Origin of the sequence: Haliscomenobacter sp., from assembly GCF_040403615.1 — a bacterium.
Classification (GTDB): Bacteria; Bacteroidota; Bacteroidia; order Chitinophagales; family Saprospiraceae; genus Haliscomenobacter.
The window spans coordinates 28,599-42,862 of record NZ_JBBAKG010000049.1; the positions used below are offsets into that span (position 1 = coordinate 28,599).

At 44.9% G+C, this 14,264-nt stretch carries 19 protein-coding genes; 17 read left to right on the forward strand and 2 right to left on the reverse strand.

Going from position 1 to position 14,264, the window contains the following annotated elements:
• Positions 1-193: 193 nt before the first annotated feature.
• The 3 genes from ABW391_RS16400 to ABW391_RS16410 are packed head-to-tail and all read left to right on the forward strand — an operon-like array spanning position 194 to position 2,098.
• Entirely contained in the window at positions 194-952 is a 759-nt protein-coding gene (locus ABW391_RS16400) for a hypothetical protein (RefSeq protein WP_353482977.1), read from the forward strand.
• 38 nt (positions 953-990) lie between these two features.
• Positions 991-1,575 (forward strand): hypothetical protein, encoded by a 585-nt coding sequence (locus tag ABW391_RS16405; RefSeq protein WP_353482978.1) that lies wholly within the window; start codon positions 991-993, stop codon positions 1,573-1,575.
• A complete protein-coding gene (locus ABW391_RS16410; RefSeq protein WP_353482979.1) occupies positions 1,508-2,098 on the forward strand; it encodes a hypothetical protein in 591 nt (196 codons plus the stop codon). Before ABW391_RS16405 ends, ABW391_RS16410 begins: the two co-directional genes overlap by 68 nt.
• Before the next feature lie 3 nt (positions 2,099-2,101).
• Here ABW391_RS16410 and ABW391_RS16415 read toward each other — a convergent pair whose 3' ends face one another.
• Positions 2,102-2,836 (reverse strand): class I SAM-dependent methyltransferase, encoded by a 735-nt coding sequence (locus ABW391_RS16415; protein ID WP_353482980.1) that lies wholly within the window; start codon positions 2,834-2,836, stop codon positions 2,102-2,104.
• Between the two features lie 82 nt (positions 2,837-2,918).
• Between ABW391_RS16415 and ABW391_RS16420 the strand changes: the two genes are divergently transcribed.
• From ABW391_RS16420 to ABW391_RS16455, 8 genes are all read left to right on the forward strand, one after another.
• Complete coding sequence (locus tag ABW391_RS16420; RefSeq protein ID WP_353482981.1) at positions 2,919-3,896, forward strand: tripartite tricarboxylate transporter substrate-binding protein; 978 nt, start codon at positions 2,919-2,921, stop codon at positions 3,894-3,896.
• Positions 3,893-4,513 (forward strand): hypothetical protein, encoded by a 621-nt coding sequence (locus ABW391_RS16425; protein ID WP_353482982.1) that lies wholly within the window; start codon positions 3,893-3,895, stop codon positions 4,511-4,513. Before ABW391_RS16420 ends, ABW391_RS16425 begins: the two co-directional genes overlap by 4 nt.
• Positions 4,510-5,196, forward strand: a complete 687-nt coding sequence (locus tag ABW391_RS16430) for a hypothetical protein (protein ID WP_353482983.1) — start codon at positions 4,510-4,512, stop codon at positions 5,194-5,196. Before ABW391_RS16425 ends, ABW391_RS16430 begins: the two co-directional genes overlap by 4 nt.
• Positions 5,193-5,813, forward strand: a complete 621-nt coding sequence (locus tag ABW391_RS16435) for a hypothetical protein (RefSeq protein ID WP_353482984.1) — start codon at positions 5,193-5,195, stop codon at positions 5,811-5,813. Before ABW391_RS16430 ends, ABW391_RS16435 begins: the two co-directional genes overlap by 4 nt.
• Positions 5,814-5,861: 48 nt before the next feature.
• Positions 5,862-6,476 carry a hypothetical protein gene (locus tag ABW391_RS16440; RefSeq protein ID WP_353482985.1) on the forward strand — a complete coding sequence of 205 codons (615 nt, stop codon included), beginning with the start codon at positions 5,862-5,864 and terminating at the stop codon, positions 6,474-6,476.
• 98 nt (positions 6,477-6,574) lie between these two features.
• On the forward strand, positions 6,575-7,492 hold the full coding sequence (locus tag ABW391_RS16445) for an SGNH/GDSL hydrolase family protein (RefSeq protein ID WP_353482986.1): 918 nt from the start codon (positions 6,575-6,577) through the stop codon (positions 7,490-7,492).
• A gap of 55 nt (positions 7,493-7,547) precedes the next feature.
• Positions 7,548-8,402, forward strand: coding sequence for a nucleoside/nucleotide kinase family protein (locus ABW391_RS16450; protein ID WP_353482987.1), 855 nt, complete (start codon positions 7,548-7,550; stop codon positions 8,400-8,402).
• Positions 8,399-9,292: an SGNH/GDSL hydrolase family protein gene (locus ABW391_RS16455; protein WP_353482988.1), complete on the forward strand. Its 894-nt coding sequence runs from the start codon at positions 8,399-8,401 to the stop codon at positions 9,290-9,292. Before ABW391_RS16450 ends, ABW391_RS16455 begins: the two co-directional genes overlap by 4 nt.
• Here the strand turns inward: ABW391_RS16455 and ABW391_RS16460 are convergent.
• Positions 9,249-10,328: a hypothetical protein gene (locus tag ABW391_RS16460; protein ID WP_353482989.1), complete on the reverse strand. Its 1,080-nt coding sequence runs from the start codon at positions 10,326-10,328 to the stop codon at positions 9,249-9,251. The genes ABW391_RS16455 and ABW391_RS16460 overlap by 44 nt on opposite strands.
• Before the next feature lie 98 nt (positions 10,329-10,426).
• On the opposite strand from ABW391_RS16460, the gene ABW391_RS16465 reads away from it, so the two are divergent.
• From ABW391_RS16465 to ABW391_RS16490, 6 genes are all read left to right on the forward strand, one after another.
• On the forward strand, positions 10,427-10,867 hold the full coding sequence (locus ABW391_RS16465; RefSeq protein WP_353482990.1) for a hypothetical protein: 441 nt from the start codon (positions 10,427-10,429) through the stop codon (positions 10,865-10,867).
• Positions 10,864-11,295: a hypothetical protein gene (locus tag ABW391_RS16470; RefSeq protein WP_353482991.1), complete on the forward strand. Its 432-nt coding sequence runs from the start codon at positions 10,864-10,866 to the stop codon at positions 11,293-11,295. The genes ABW391_RS16465 and ABW391_RS16470 overlap by 4 nt, the downstream gene beginning before the upstream one ends.
• Positions 11,292-11,903: a hypothetical protein gene (locus ABW391_RS16475; RefSeq protein WP_353482992.1), complete on the forward strand. Its 612-nt coding sequence runs from the start codon at positions 11,292-11,294 to the stop codon at positions 11,901-11,903. Before ABW391_RS16470 ends, ABW391_RS16475 begins: the two co-directional genes overlap by 4 nt.
• Positions 11,904-11,910: 7 nt before the next feature.
• Positions 11,911-12,411: a hypothetical protein gene (locus ABW391_RS16480; protein WP_353482993.1), complete on the forward strand. Its 501-nt coding sequence runs from the start codon at positions 11,911-11,913 to the stop codon at positions 12,409-12,411.
• Between the two features lie 77 nt (positions 12,412-12,488).
• On the forward strand, positions 12,489-13,634 hold the full coding sequence (locus ABW391_RS16485) for a DUF6321 domain-containing protein (protein ID WP_353482994.1): 1,146 nt from the start codon (positions 12,489-12,491) through the stop codon (positions 13,632-13,634).
• Position 13,635: 1 nt separating this feature from the next.
• Positions 13,636-14,264: metal-dependent hydrolase (locus tag ABW391_RS16490; RefSeq protein ID WP_353482995.1), on the forward strand; the 629-nt coding region annotated here is incomplete at its 3' end.

Consider the following 14,264-nt stretch of genomic DNA (forward strand, 5'->3'; position numbering starts at 1 on the left):
GGTTCTCCTGTATTGTGCTGGTTGCTTCCAGCCTAATATTTAGGTGTTTGCAACTGAAGATCTATGCACCGAGATTTCAGATAGTATTGGACTAAGTATTAGGCTGTGGCGTTAACAACAAAGCTCAGCAGGTCATATCTTACTGAATAAATACCAGGTTAGATAAAATCTACTTATTTTAAAGGCCAATGCAATGTCGTCATCTCTTGTAACCAATCGCGATTATTTGATAAATTTAAATTCTGGAGCAAATACGCTGTCGATTGTGGGCACAGTGGCAATCAATGGCAATTTGAGCGTGACTGGCAACGCCACACTAAGTGGCAACATTCTGGGTGATCGAATTCAAAATGGCACCACCAGCATAGACATACAGACCATAAATGGCAATGCCAACATCACTGTTGGCGGTGTATCCAACGTGGCGGTGTTTGCCACCACCGGTACATATGTTGCAGGTGTGGTCAGTGCCACTGGCAACATTACTGGCAATTACTTTGTGGGCAACGGATCACAACTCACAGGCATTGTATCAAGCTACGGCAACGCCAATGTTGTGGCCAACTTGGCTGCACTGGGATCAAATCCTGTGAGTACCACTGGCAATATCACTGCTGGCAACATCATTGCTGGCACCCTAGACGCTGTGAATCTAGTGATCAACCGTATCTCCAGTGATGATTCAACCTTTGTCACTGTGGAAGATGGCCTCAATGTAGTGGGAGATATTGATCTTTCGGGCAATATCACAGGTGGTAATGTGTCAACTGCTGGAGTAGTTAAAACTGGATCATTTGTCACAGGTACTATCCCAACCGCAGCTGGCGTAGGAGCAGGTGCTAGAGCATTTGTAACTGATGCTACCAGCGTTACATTTGGCAACCTTTATGTGGGCGGTGCCGCTAATGCAATGCCAGTCTGGAGCGACGGCGCTGCTTGGTATGTGGGCTAAAAAACTGCAACTATATTTAATTTTTCGGTAAATAAAGTATGGACGAAAATATCTTTAAAGATCACACAGACTACTGGAATGTTGCGGACAATATTCGCGACATTTACCTGAGTGAGGGCAGTTTGTTGACCTTGCTGGACTTTGAGCGTGTGCTGGACGAAATGGATGTGTATGCGTTTCGCAACTGGGATCGCGGTGAACTGGTGCAAGGTCCCGATATTGGCAGATACAAGGTAACTTGCATATTCATGTGGCCCGAAAATCTCATGCCCGACCCACGTGGCGGACGCAGACTTTTGCCATTTGACTGTGACGTAAACTTCAAAAAAGTCAACATGAAAATCCCGATCAAGGTCACTGAACCCAGTGACTACCTAGGCGGCACACACATTGCTCGATTAATAACCAAAAAGGTCTGGCTGGTGGAGATTGTGATACCCAAAAACTTGATTTCTGACATACGCACCGGATCCATTGATCTAGAAGATGAAGAAATTGATCTGCAGGATCTAGATGATGCTTATGCACAAGATCTTGACCAGGATCAATACAAAAATGAAGACAAAGCAAATGCAGCACAACAACAACTTCAGCAACCCACAGCAGTCCCCCCAGCAGCTTAACGAAGGGCTGGGCTACAAAGACCTAGAGGGCATAATGAAGCCCACAATTCATATTGACGAATTCAGCAGCAAAATGGGCGAAGATTCTGACGTGATTGTGGTGAGCTTTTTTGTGCGTGATCGCCAAGCTGCCAAGGATCTAACCAGCTGGTTTGAAAAGGGCTATGATTTTGTACTGGATGCTGATACCAGCCCTGGCGAAATCAAACCCAACCGTTATCTGGTGTATCTTGAAATGCGCAGACGCAATGCCGCACCCAAACAGATTGAAGAAATTCTAGACGACCTGGGCACACTCACAGAGTATGAGTCCAGTGACTGGGTCATGGTGTACAAAAAGAAGCGGCACGACTGGAGCCCAGAAACATTTGCTGAACTGGTGCCCTTGACTCCCAACGAGTATCGTGAACGCACAGAAGGTGACTTAAACGAAATGCGTGTGGCAGCAGGAATCACCACAAAAAACATCTATCAACGTGATGCGGGCATGCGGGCCATACAAGCCGCTGCTGGCATTCTTTAAAAATCACAGTTTGGTATACACAAAGTACAGTCTATCATTGGCATCCTTTTTGAAGGTGTCCAGACGCAGGTTGTACTTTTCTGCAAATTCATTTACCACTTCAAAAGTCCAGGGAAAGATTTCCACATAAGGACCTGTCTTGTGTGTGATTCCTGGATTGGCTCGTAGAAAGAATTTGCCGCCAGTCTTCAGCAGACTCACACAGTGCGCAAAACGTGATTCAATATCCGCACGTGAATTGAAGTTTATGGCACCCAGGGCAATGATCACGTCGTGACTCTCAGGCTTTACCCGGTAGTCCAGAATATCCACTTCATAATCTGCGCAGTTATTGTAAGGATCAATTCCCACAAGATTCTGTATGCGGCCTTTGAAAGGATGATAGCCGCAGCCCACATCCAGCACACTTGTAGAGTTCAAGCGGTTGACTTCTTCTGCCAATTCCCAGCCGGTGTGTTCATAGTCTCCTGTGCGTGGCTTCCAGATTTCAGCAAAAAATCTGTGTGTGTAACGTTCGTTGAGATCATCGCAGATCTCCTGCAGGGTGCCGCAGTATTCACAGGGCAAGCTGAGTTCAGCAGCCACAGCATCTCGAAACTTGCGATACCGTGCAGGCGTCCAGGGCATGGCATCTACCACAGTATCAGCACCGATACTGACTCTGATCTGATCATGCTTGCCCAGTGGAAAAGCCAGGTTTAAATTTTTTACAAGAAGGGAGAAAATTTTAGTGTTCATAGAAATTTTTATAAATAAAGTAGAATTTTACAACAGAATTAAATATTTTGTTGTGTTGATACTATATTTAAGGAGAAGACAAGTGATCAAAAAATTATTATTAGCCCTGTTACTGGTACCCGCAATGGTCTGGGCCTGGGAGCCAGTTCGACCTGTTACTGTGATTGTGGGCAACACCCCGGGTGCCGGCAACGAAATTGCCTTTAGAAAACTAGCAGCAATTGTGCAGAAAACCAATCCCACTGTGGTATTTGTGGTGCAGAACATTCCCGGTGCAGACAGCGTGATTGCCAACAACCGGGTGCTGGAATCTGCGCCCGACGGTTACACCATCAATCTACCCAGCCACATGAGCAGTTATGTTACCAATGACATCTGGGAAAAATCCATAAAGAAATACAAGTACGACAGCTTTGTGGATGTGCTGACCATGGGCAAAAGTCCCCTGGTACTAGTGGCCAGTGTGCGCAGTGCCATCAACACACCTGAACAATTTGTGCGATTGATTCGTACTACCACAGCACCCATCAGCGTGGCTGTGGGCGGCGGTGCGCATAGAACTGCATTTGAATATCTGATGGATCGGGGCCGAGGCAATCGAGATCAAGTCAAAGCAATCAAGTTCAACGGACCCATGCCTGCTGTGACCAGCGTGGCCAGTTATGATGGCACACAAGGTACTGAATTTGGTATCTTGCCCATTGCAGTGGCCAAGGCCCTGATCGACGCAGGCAAGGTCAAACCCATTGGATTCACCGGCACCCGCCGCATGCCACAGTTTCCTGCTGTGCCGCTGCTGAATACTGTGGCACCTGGTATCAATGTATATGCAGCCTGGAGTATCCAATTGCCCCCGGGTGCAGACTCTGCTGTGGTGAGCTGGTATCAACGTGAATTCAGTGCTGCGGTGCGTTCTGCAGAGTACAAAGAATGGGCCGATGGTCAGGTGATATTCTATGAAGAATCTGAATTGACTCCTGCAGGACTAAAACGGCAAATGGACGAGCTACGTGCTGCCTTTATTCCGGTGCTGAGTCGAATTGACTTGACCAAGGAATGAAATATATCTTTGTGGCCGGAGCTCCGGGATCAAAATGGAGCAGTGTGGTAAAGAACATCTATCACAGTGCCAGCATTGATCGCAGCGATTATTCAGATGCTAGAACCTATTATCACGATGCTAGTGGCAAAATGGAACTAATGCATCTGGGCGCATACTTTGATCCCGGAATGGAATTTGGGGATTTCTTTGATAATCTAGATCAATACACCAAGGAACAATGTGAAACAGAATTCGACAGACCATTTTCAGGCTCAGACATTCGTATCATCAAAAGTCATGTATTTGCGCACCACCTGGAATTCATTAAACGAACGTGGCCTGACTGTGCCATTGTGCTGGTTCATCGCAGCAGTGATTCTTGCCTGGGTTGGTGGGTAAAGTGCGGACATTTCGACATCACCTATCCTGACTACAGTAAATACTACGAAAATCTAAGACAAATGAGTCGGATCATTTCTGCGCAGAATCAGGCAATTGAGTCTGGCATGAATCAATGGACTGGACATGATGTTTACAGCAATCTAGAACTGGCACAAGTGTTGGCACTGGATCCACCACTAGACCAGTACGCACAAAACTACGCACAAGCAGACATAAAGGTAAAGATAATATGAAAAATCAAGCTGATTACGACAGCAGTTGGCAATGGTGTGTGGATCACAGCCGGTATCACTTTGACCATCGTCGAGTTGACAAAGCTGGAGAATGGTTTCAGGTGCTGGGCCGTTTTGTGGGCAACTGGACTGCGGAAGTACAACAGGCACAGGGCAAGCCCATTACCTGGGCCACTCGCAAATTCTACAGCAATGATGATGACACAGTCAGTCCCATGTTGGCACAGGAACAGAATGATCTGCGTAACACAGGAGCACCGGTTGATCTGCAACTGACTGATGCTGTGTTTGACATCAGCCCGTTTCCTACACTAACAAAAATAAGCAACTACTTTGGTCTAGAAGATGCCAAAATTCGCATGCATTTTCAGCAGCCTGGACAGATGTTCAACCTGCACATTGACAAGCTGCAAGAACGCTGCCCCGACGATCCTGAGCGTGTGGTCCGTATGAGTGTGATGCTCACCGACTGGGAACCCGGACAGTTCTATCTGTACGGCACAACCACCTACTCTGGATGGCGTGCAGGCGATGTGCATGTGTTTGACTGGGCCAATGTTCCGCATGCCACTGCCAATGCTAGCCGCAGCATGAGACCCGTTTTGCAAATTACCGGACTTAAAACTGCCAAGACACACCAGCTGCTGGAGCAGGCAGGACCCTTGGTCACATATCCCATATGAAAACACTACTAATACTAACAGGCCCGCAAGGTGCAGGCAATCACTTATGGTCAAAGATATTTGCCCTACATCCGCAGGTGTTGGGATGGCGTGCCCTGCTGGACACACACTGGATTGGTCACGACCAAGAGCCATTTGCACAGGCCTGGCAGGATCCTGCTAGACTGAATGAAATGAGCTGGCGACAAGCAGACTGGTTTGTGACGTCAATGAGTGTGCCTTACATGAATAATGGCACTGTCACAGTACCAGACTTCAAGAGCTTTGTGCGTGGCGTACAGAACCTGGGTCACCGAGTAATTTTTGGTGTACTAGGTCGCGATCAAAACATTGTGCGTATGCAACAGACTCGAGTGCGTGGTGCAGTGACCCTGGATCAGTCACTCAAAGAATTTGACAATCTAGCAGCACCTGTATTTTTAAGCTATGAATTACTGCATCTTTATGGGCACAAGTATCTGGAATCCATTGGGCGCCAGTTGAATTTTCCCATTGCGGTCAATGATCCCAGAATCACAGCCATACTAGCAGATGATACCAATGCCAAATACTTTGGCGTTGTTGGCGCACAACCAACAGATGAACTAGCAAGACACGCTTCAAGGAAACACACATAATGCCACAACAAATTCTCATAATGGGCTGCAAGGATCGGCACCTGAGTTATGCATGACACACTTTTAATCTGCGGCGATAGTTTTGCTGCAGATTGGACTGTTAAATATCCTGGGTGGGGTTGGCCTAATAAATTGGCCGAATGTTTTGATGTAACTAATCTTGCACAACCCGGCTGCGGCGAATACAAAATATATCAACAGTTGCTTTCGGTTGATCTAAACAAATTTAGCACAATCTTGGTATCACATACCAGCCCCAACCGTATATATGTTAAAACTCATCCTGTGCATTACAACGATGTACTGCACAAAAATAGTGATTTAATTTACACCGACATTCTGGAACACGCAAAAAATGATAAATCATTGAGTTCTATAGTTGATTATTATGAAAACTATTTTGATTTAGAATATGCAAAATTTGTGCATGCAATGACCTGTGAAAAAATACAAAATTTATTGACAACTGTTACAGGAAAAATTTTGCATGTTGTACATTCTCCCTGGGACAAGTTACATCAATTTGATAATATGATAAACCTTGAATGGGTATTCAAAAAACACAACGGTTTTATGAATCATTATACTGACCAAGGTAACAAGATAATTTACGATTTAGTTGTGAAAAAGATAAATGAGTCAGACTCTGCTGCCAGATTTTAATGCAAAAACTAAAAAATGAATACTAATAGTAAATATTCTAAGCCAGTGGAATTTCATCCCACAGATGATTCAGCACAACATACGTCAAGGAAATGGCAATGACAAAGATATTACCTAATTTTTTGTGGTGGAGTCTCCGCAATGCACAATCGACAGAACTTCAAATTGATTCGCCAACATCGTGTGCTGACATTGATCATTATAATGCGTTTTTGGACCCAATTACCTACCATCACAACAGCAGAGGATTTAGAGATCACGAATGGCCTGACACCGTTGAACAATTACAGCAGTGTGTTTGGTGCTTTGGCGACAGCCAGACTGTGGGCATTGGCAACCCAATATCACACAACTGGGTTTATCTGCTAGAACAGTCACTAGATCAACGTTGTATCAACGTAAGTATGGCCGGACAAAGCAATGAATGGATGACTAGGAAAATTCAAAATCTTTTAACTGAAATTATTCCTGCTACTATTGTAATACACTGGAGTTACACACACCGTCGAGAGAAACCAGATTTAATTTTAGACAATTTAATTAATTCAGTCTGGAAAAAATTCTACAACAATATCAAAGATGCAACCTGGCCCAGTGGTATAAAGTTTGAGGATTTTCATACCTTGCCCCTACATATGCAAAAAGAAATAAAAGAAATACATTATGATGCCGACAAAGAAAAATTTAACTTTGATTGCACCAATGATGGCATATACGACGAGGACCGTTTTCTTCATTATTCAGAAAACGCCACAACAGAAGATGACACGCAAAATACGATTGACTGTATCAATTGTGTTGAACAATTAGCACAGCAACACAATATCAATGTAATACACAGTTTTGTTCCTAGGTTTGCTCCGGAGGATCAAATACCAGTGATTGAAAAACATTTAGCACAAACAGGTGCTAAATTTGTGCCAGCATTTGCGACTATGGATTGGGGTCGTGATATGAGTCATTATGGTGTTAAAACTGCTAGTTATTTTGTGAGCAAAATTATACAGTTAGTATGAGATGTCCAGTAAATAATAGGATACCACACTTCAAACAGAAAGAAATAGGAATAACATGACACAACGAATTCTCATAATGGGCCTGCCCGGAGCAGGTAAAACATTTCTGGCCACAGCCTTAAAAAAGTTCCTGGAAACCAACAGCAGTATTCGACACATGCCCATGAGCAGAATGATCAATATGGAAATGGCGCCTTCCAAATATTCATGCTCAGTGGACTGGTTCAATGCTGACGACATTCGCAAAAGATTCAATGACTGGGATTTCAGCCGTGAAGGACGCATACGTCAGAGCATCAGAATGGCCGATTTTGCACTCAGCTGCACCAGTGACTATGTGATCTGTGACTTTGTGGCACCGCTAGTGGAACAGCGCAACAACTTCAAAGCAGACTGGTGCATATGGGTAGATACCATTGCGGCTGGTCGATTTGAAGATACCAACCGAGCCTTTGTTGAACCTGCGGTATATGATTTCCGAGTCACAGAACAAGACGCAGACAAATGGGCAGAATTCATTGGACAACACATTCTTGAAAATCGTCGCAGACCCATGTTTGACTGGCGTCAAGAAACTGTGCAGATGCTGGGTCGCTGGCAGCCTTGGCATGCAGGACATCGTGCCTTGTTTGAAAGACTGATAGCTCGTACAGGGCAAGTGGTTATTCAAGTGCGTGATGTGCAGGGCTGGCAAGGGTCAAATCCTTTTGCCATTGATCAAGTGCGAGCAGCAATAAAAAGAGATCTAGATCCGCTATATCAGGGACAGTATGAAATACAAATTGTGCCCAACATAGTGCATATTGGCTGGGGGCGCGGCGTGGGGTATACACATGCAGAAGAAATCTTTGACGAAGCTATCACCAGTATATCAGGCACAGCCATAAGGAAAAGCCTGGGTCTTGCATGATTTTACCCAGCTTTGTTCTGCCAGCATATTGTAATCTCATTGCTACACAATCCGGCATGGATAGTCCTGAACATTGTGTTGACATTGATCATTACAGATCATATCCATGGCCTGTTGTGTACAAATATAACAGTAGAGGGTATCGCGACGCGGAATGGCCCGAGGATCTTGGCCAAGCTATATGGTGCTTTGGTGATAGTTTTACAGTTGGCCTCGGCAGCACACATGCACACACCTGGACCCAGCAATTGCAGAAACAATCAGGAATACGCACTATAAACATTGGAATGAATGGAGCCAGCAACAACTGGATTGCCCGTAAGATACAGGAATTATCAGCAGCCAATGTTCGTCCAGGAGCAATTGCAGTACACTGGTCTTATTTGCATCGTCGCGAATTACCAGTCTGGGCAGTAGAGCCGTTGGTCAACCGTCTCTGGGAGAAATTCTATAATAGCATACGTGACGAGTCTTGGTCTGAGTGCAAACATTTTCGAGACTTTGAGTTACTGCCAGATGCTGTCAAACAAGAAATAAAAACTCAGCACCTGGACCTAGTACGTGAATATTGGTTCAGATATGATTGTGAAAAGATTCGAGATGAAGAACGCAGGCTGGAGTTTGATGTAGATGCCACTCCCAAACAAGATGTTGAAAATCTAATAGACGCTATACACAGTGTAGAACAACTGGGACTACCAGTGATACATAGTTTTATACCCAATTACGCACCCAATCATGCTACACAAACACAAATAGAACAATATTGTTCACAGCAAGGATACTGTGTGGTTACTGATTTGCGAATGCTAGATCGAGCTCGTGACGGACATCATTATGATATACTTACTGCTCAATGCCTGGCGCATGAGCTGATGCAGCAATTATAGAATTTGCATGCCAATTCATTAGTTCTTTTTGCATAGACACACCAAGATGTTCGTGAGTATAAGTTTCGCCTAGGCCATTGCGTAAAGACCACTCATTGTACCAATCAACGCACTCTGAAAAATTCTTTATTATCAATTGTTTTTCTGTCATGGTTTGCAGTTTAATAGGCACCGAAGTAACAAGAATTTTATCTTCAACTAATTGTTCAAGAGATTTGTATGTAGCGGTGTATTTCTCTCCGTGATCTATTAGATATTTTTGGTCCAGCGAATTCAGGCTACTGGTCACTTGAGTTTTTTCAACTGGTTGCAGTTGAAATTTTGACATGCCATTGGCAGCATTGTGATCCAGACTCAAAGGCGCAGCATAATCAAGTTGTTGACTAATTCCGCTAAGATCACTCAGCAGGTAATGGCATCTATTCCAGGTTTCAAAATCCTGACCAAACGTTTCTTTCCAACCCAGTCGTGGAGAATTATTAAATATAGGCAAGTCCAGTATATACTTTTCAATCTGAGGCAAGTCTTTTTCATAATTGAAATAACTGCCCACTGAAAAATGATTATCTACCCAGGCAAGATAATTTCGATATTTATTTAAATATGTAGTCATGCCTTCGGCTTGTACGGTAATAGGATTTTTGTACAAGTCGTAAAACGTGTCCACTTTTTCTGCATGAGAATACACATTGAGTTTTTTACTATGCACCTTGATACACCAGCTTAGTGCATGTTCTAGTAGATTTTGCCTACGTGCTGAAATAATAAAAAAATTGTCATTTAGATACTGATAAAATGGCACTTGTTGAGCCATGCTGTCGCCACGACTTTTTATATGGTAATGTGCCAGACGAGCTGTTTTGTAATGCTTGACTGATGACAACAGGTCAGTGACTTGATCCAGTGATTGATGGTATCCCCAGAGATTGGGTTTGGTCAAAACTTCGCACTTGAACAACGGACTATAATAGCGCATGATTCCATTGGTAAGTTCGTGTAAATTGATCACAGGCTGATCAAAATTGTTGCCCAGCATATACACTGTGATTAATCTTTGCAGTAGAGTACTACCCACCCGATCAGGTGTAAGGATCAAAACATTCATAAAGTACTTATATGCGATAAATATCATATATGTTTATCTTGCACCTTCTCCCAGACAGCGTGATCTTGTGGTTCTGTAATGGCCTGCTTGTAGCGGGTGTTGCATTGACTGTTACGGCCTTTTTCATAAAATCAATTCCTGTTATCAATCAGTATCGAATACCTGCACAAGTCCTGGGTATCGCACTGCTAGTTGTGGGCGTGTATTTTCGCGGTGGACTTGCAGTAGAGCAGACCTGGCGTGAACGTGTGGCCGAACTCGAAGCACAGATCATGGTGGCTCAAGCTGCCTCCAAAGACGCCAATGTCAAAATAGAAACTCGAGTCGTAAAGAAAACTGAGTATATTACTCGCCGTGGCCAAGACATTGTGCAGTACGTGGATCGCGAAGTTGTCAAGTACGACAACACCTGTGTGATTCCTGCACCATTTATACAAGCACACAATCGTGCAGCGGAGCCAGTCAAATGAGAGCCAATGAATTTATTACTGAAAAGTGGAGCCCAAAATACAAAAAAAGCATCAATTGCAGCCATCCCCGAGGCTTCAGCCAAAAGGCCCATTGTGCAGGCAAACGCAAGAACAACGAATCTGTTGATGCCACTGTGATGGAAATGGTGTGTGAAGACTGTGGCATGTGTGAGGCACATGCCAACACCGACGTCAATGAAAATCTGCGAGACTGGTTCAAGGACAAATGGGTACGCTTTGGGCCCGACGGCAAAATACGCGGTGACTGTGCTAGAGGTTCAGAATCTGAAGGCAAGCCCAAGTGTTTGCCAAGAGCCAAGGCACAGGCCCTGGGCAAGAAAGGTCGTGCAAGTGCAGCCGCAAGAAAACGACGCCAAGACCCTGACGCCAATCGTTCAGGCAAGGCCATCAATGTCAAGACCAAATGAGCATGTTCATTGATGACAAAGATGTTTGGGCACAGTGTCCCGTAGACTACTTGTGGATCTATGACAAACTGATACTGGCCCGCAAACTGGGCTATCAAGCAGCACCCGCAGGTATTCCAGTGCCCCAACCGGGCTGGTACATTGTGCGTCCCATAACCAACATTCGCATGATGAGTCGCGGTGCTAAAAAATTATGGCTCACACCTGCTGACACTGATTCAGTACCGGATGGATCGTTTTGGTCAGAATGTTTTGAAGGCCGACACACATCAGTGGACTTTCACTGGGGCACACAGCATCTTGCGGTGGAAGGATTCCGTGACGATGCCAACAGATTGGACCGTTTTTGTCGCTGGCAAAAGATCACTGACACTGTGGCGTTTCCGCTGGTGCTGCAGGATCTAGGCCAAATTGCTGAATGGGTCAATGTAGAGTATGTGGACAATCACATTATAGAAATACATCTGCGCTACAACGATGATTTCAGCAATCATGCCGGCAATATCATATATCCTGTGTGGCGAGACCGGCCTTTTCCACAACCAGCGGGCACCCGCTGGTACAACAGTCCCAGCGGAGACCGAGTGGGGTTCTGGGTCAAGGAATAAATATCACATGCTGATCCAACACATTTTAAACGAATCACGAAATTCCACACTTGACTGGCGCAATGACGAGCCCAAGAAGTTTGTGGCTGCTCTGACCAAAAAACTGGGTGCACCAGATGAAATCACTGATAATCGTGCTGTATGGTACGACAAGGATGGATTCAAGCGCATTGAAGTCATGGACGAGTACATTCTACACTGTTGTCCAGCACCGCACCATGATTTTGTGTACAGCACCATAGATTTACATGTGCCCAAGAAGTTTGTGCGGGTGTTGGCAGAATCATCAGAAAGCATCTTGTTGGATCTGCTCAAAAATGAAGTATCAGCTCGTTGTGCCACGCTGAGTGCAAATGCAGTCACCCTGAACTATGTGCTGGATGTGGTTTCGGGCAGAATCAAAGGCTCCAAAGCAGAATACGAAAGTCGTATCAAACGACTGTACAAAAACCGACTGGACCCTGATCCTGACTGGTGGCCAGATGTAACTAGAGAAGTACGCAAATGAACATAAATGATATCATTACAGAATCACAACACAAGTGTCCGCACTGTGGTGGACCCTTGGTGGAGTATTCAGACCTGATGGAAAAGAAAGATGCCTGCTACTACAAGGTCAAGGCCTCAGCAAAAGTATGGCCGTCAGCCTATGCATCAGGTCGCCTGGTACAGTGTCGCAAAAAAGGTGCTGCCAACTATGGCAACAAATCAGAAGGTGTAACGGAGGACTCCTTAAACGAATCAGCGTATGAGGAAGCGTGGGAATTGATTAGTCAACCTGTTCCAGAAATACAACAATTTGTAAAACAATTAGGATTAGCACAAGACGACACTACGGCTAAACAAATAGCATTGATGATTGATGCTACTCCAGATACGCAACTGCCTGCCGCAAGTATTCCTAAATTAAAAAATCTTGCTAATAAAGGTAATGATGTCCAAACATTAAAAGCAATTCAACAAATCAGTGGCAGACCAGATGCGGTTCAACAATATGCTAAAATAATGCAGGCTCGTGACGCAGGAGAAGGTAGACAGCGTGGGTATAATGTTAGCGGTTTAATCAACTCTGTTGAATCTGGAAATTATGAAGCACCGGTGTTATTAAAATTAGCCACTGGAACTTATGTAATTGGTGGTAGAACAAGATTATACGCCGCATTGGCTTTGGGTATTCCTGCTAAAGTAAAAATTATTAGCGGGTCTACATTTGCTAAACAAGGTCAGCAAGGTGTGGCGGAAGCACAGCTGGATGAAAAATGCTGGGACGGTTATCAGCAACAGGGCATGAAAAACAAAAGTGGCCGCCAGGTGCCCAACTGTGTGCCTGTTGAGGAAGAACTCACAATGGAGCAGCAGTTTGACCTGATCGAAGACATGGTAGAAAGTCTGGCTCAAGCACATGGTGTGGACTCAGAACAAATCTGGGAAGACTTTGAATCAGTGGACGATCACGAACTGTTTGAAACAGCAGCCTGGCGTCGCAAAGAAGGCAAGAGCGCCAAGGGCGGACTCAACGCCAAAGGTGTGGCCAGCTACCGCAGAGAGAATCCCGGATCAAAACTGCAGACAGCAGTGACCACAAAGCCGTCAAAACTCAAGCCTGGCTCAAAAGCAGCCAAGCGCAGAAAGAGTTTTTGTGCCAGAATGGGCGGAGTAAAAGGCCCAATGAAAAAGCCCAATGGCAAGCCCACACGCAAGGCCCTGGCCCTGAGAAAATGGAACTGCTGACATGTTTCAAGAACATCAACTAAGACTGGATTGGTCTCAGCCATTACCAAAATACTATTTTGATAACAGCCCATTCAAGACTCACTTGCTCAACGCACTCAGTATCACATTCCCACACGGTGAGAAGTTCTTTATTGACAGTGTAAAACACTACCGAGATCATGTGACTGATCCTGATGAAGCTGCGGCTGTGACTGTGTTTGTCAAACAAGAGAACTGGCATCGCTATGTGCATCAACAGTACAACACCTGGTTGACGGCTCAAGGACTACCTGCTGAATACCTGGAACTACTGGCACTGAAAAAACTAGAATGGACCAAACAAAAACTAGGACATCGTGGATGGTTGTGTGTCACAGCCAGCATGGAACATGTGACAGCAATCTTTGCCGAACACATGTTGACTCACCCTGAATTGCTGGACAGCATGCACCCGCATTTTCGTCAGGTATGGACCTGGCATTCAATTGAAGAAATTGAACACAAGGCAGTGGCCATGAACACACTGAATGCCATAGGTGGCGGCCACCGTCGCAGAGCCATGATATTGACCACCTTGAACTTTGCATGGGATATTGCTCGAAGCACAGTTATCCTACTTCGACATGATAAACAATTGTACAAATGGCG

Bases quoted from the DNA above. Each gene is read 5' to 3' on its own strand.
- ABW391_RS16445 (WP_353482986.1), top strand. From the start codon at position 6,575: ATGACAAAGATATTACCTAATTTTTTGTGGTGGAGTCTCCGCAATGCA.
- ABW391_RS16425 (WP_353482982.1), top strand. From the start codon at position 3,893: ATGAAATATATCTTTGTGGCCGGAGCTCCGGGATCAAAATGGAGCAGT.
- ABW391_RS16440 (WP_353482985.1), top strand. From the start codon at position 5,862: ATGCATGACACACTTTTAATCTGCGGCGATAGTTTTGCTGCAGATTGG.
- ABW391_RS16405 (WP_353482978.1), top strand. From the start codon at position 991: ATGGACGAAAATATCTTTAAAGATCACACAGACTACTGGAATGTTGCG.
- ABW391_RS16410 (WP_353482979.1), top strand. From the start codon at position 1,508: ATGAAGACAAAGCAAATGCAGCACAACAACAACTTCAGCAACCCACAG.
- ABW391_RS16465 (WP_353482990.1), top strand. From the start codon at position 10,427: ATGTTTATCTTGCACCTTCTCCCAGACAGCGTGATCTTGTGGTTCTGT.
- ABW391_RS16475 (WP_353482992.1), top strand. From the start codon at position 11,292: ATGAGCATGTTCATTGATGACAAAGATGTTTGGGCACAGTGTCCCGTA.
- ABW391_RS16460 (WP_353482989.1), bottom strand. From the start codon at position 10,328: ATGCTGGGCAACAATTTTGATCAGCCTGTGATCAATTTACACGAACTT.
- ABW391_RS16430 (WP_353482983.1), top strand. From the start codon at position 4,510: ATGAAAAATCAAGCTGATTACGACAGCAGTTGGCAATGGTGTGTGGAT.
- ABW391_RS16400 (WP_353482977.1), top strand. From the start codon at position 194: ATGTCGTCATCTCTTGTAACCAATCGCGATTATTTGATAAATTTAAAT.
- ABW391_RS16470 (WP_353482991.1), top strand. From the start codon at position 10,864: ATGAGAGCCAATGAATTTATTACTGAAAAGTGGAGCCCAAAATACAAA.
- ABW391_RS16435 (WP_353482984.1), top strand. From the start codon at position 5,193: ATGAAAACACTACTAATACTAACAGGCCCGCAAGGTGCAGGCAATCAC.
- ABW391_RS16455 (WP_353482988.1), top strand. From the start codon at position 8,399: ATGATTTTACCCAGCTTTGTTCTGCCAGCATATTGTAATCTCATTGCT.
- ABW391_RS16480 (WP_353482993.1), top strand. From the start codon at position 11,911: ATGCTGATCCAACACATTTTAAACGAATCACGAAATTCCACACTTGAC.
- ABW391_RS16485 (WP_353482994.1), top strand. From the start codon at position 12,489: ATGGAAAAGAAAGATGCCTGCTACTACAAGGTCAAGGCCTCAGCAAAA.
- ABW391_RS16415 (WP_353482980.1), bottom strand. From the start codon at position 2,836: ATGAACACTAAAATTTTCTCCCTTCTTGTAAAAAATTTAAACCTGGCT.
- ABW391_RS16450 (WP_353482987.1), top strand. From the start codon at position 7,548: ATGACACAACGAATTCTCATAATGGGCCTGCCCGGAGCAGGTAAAACA.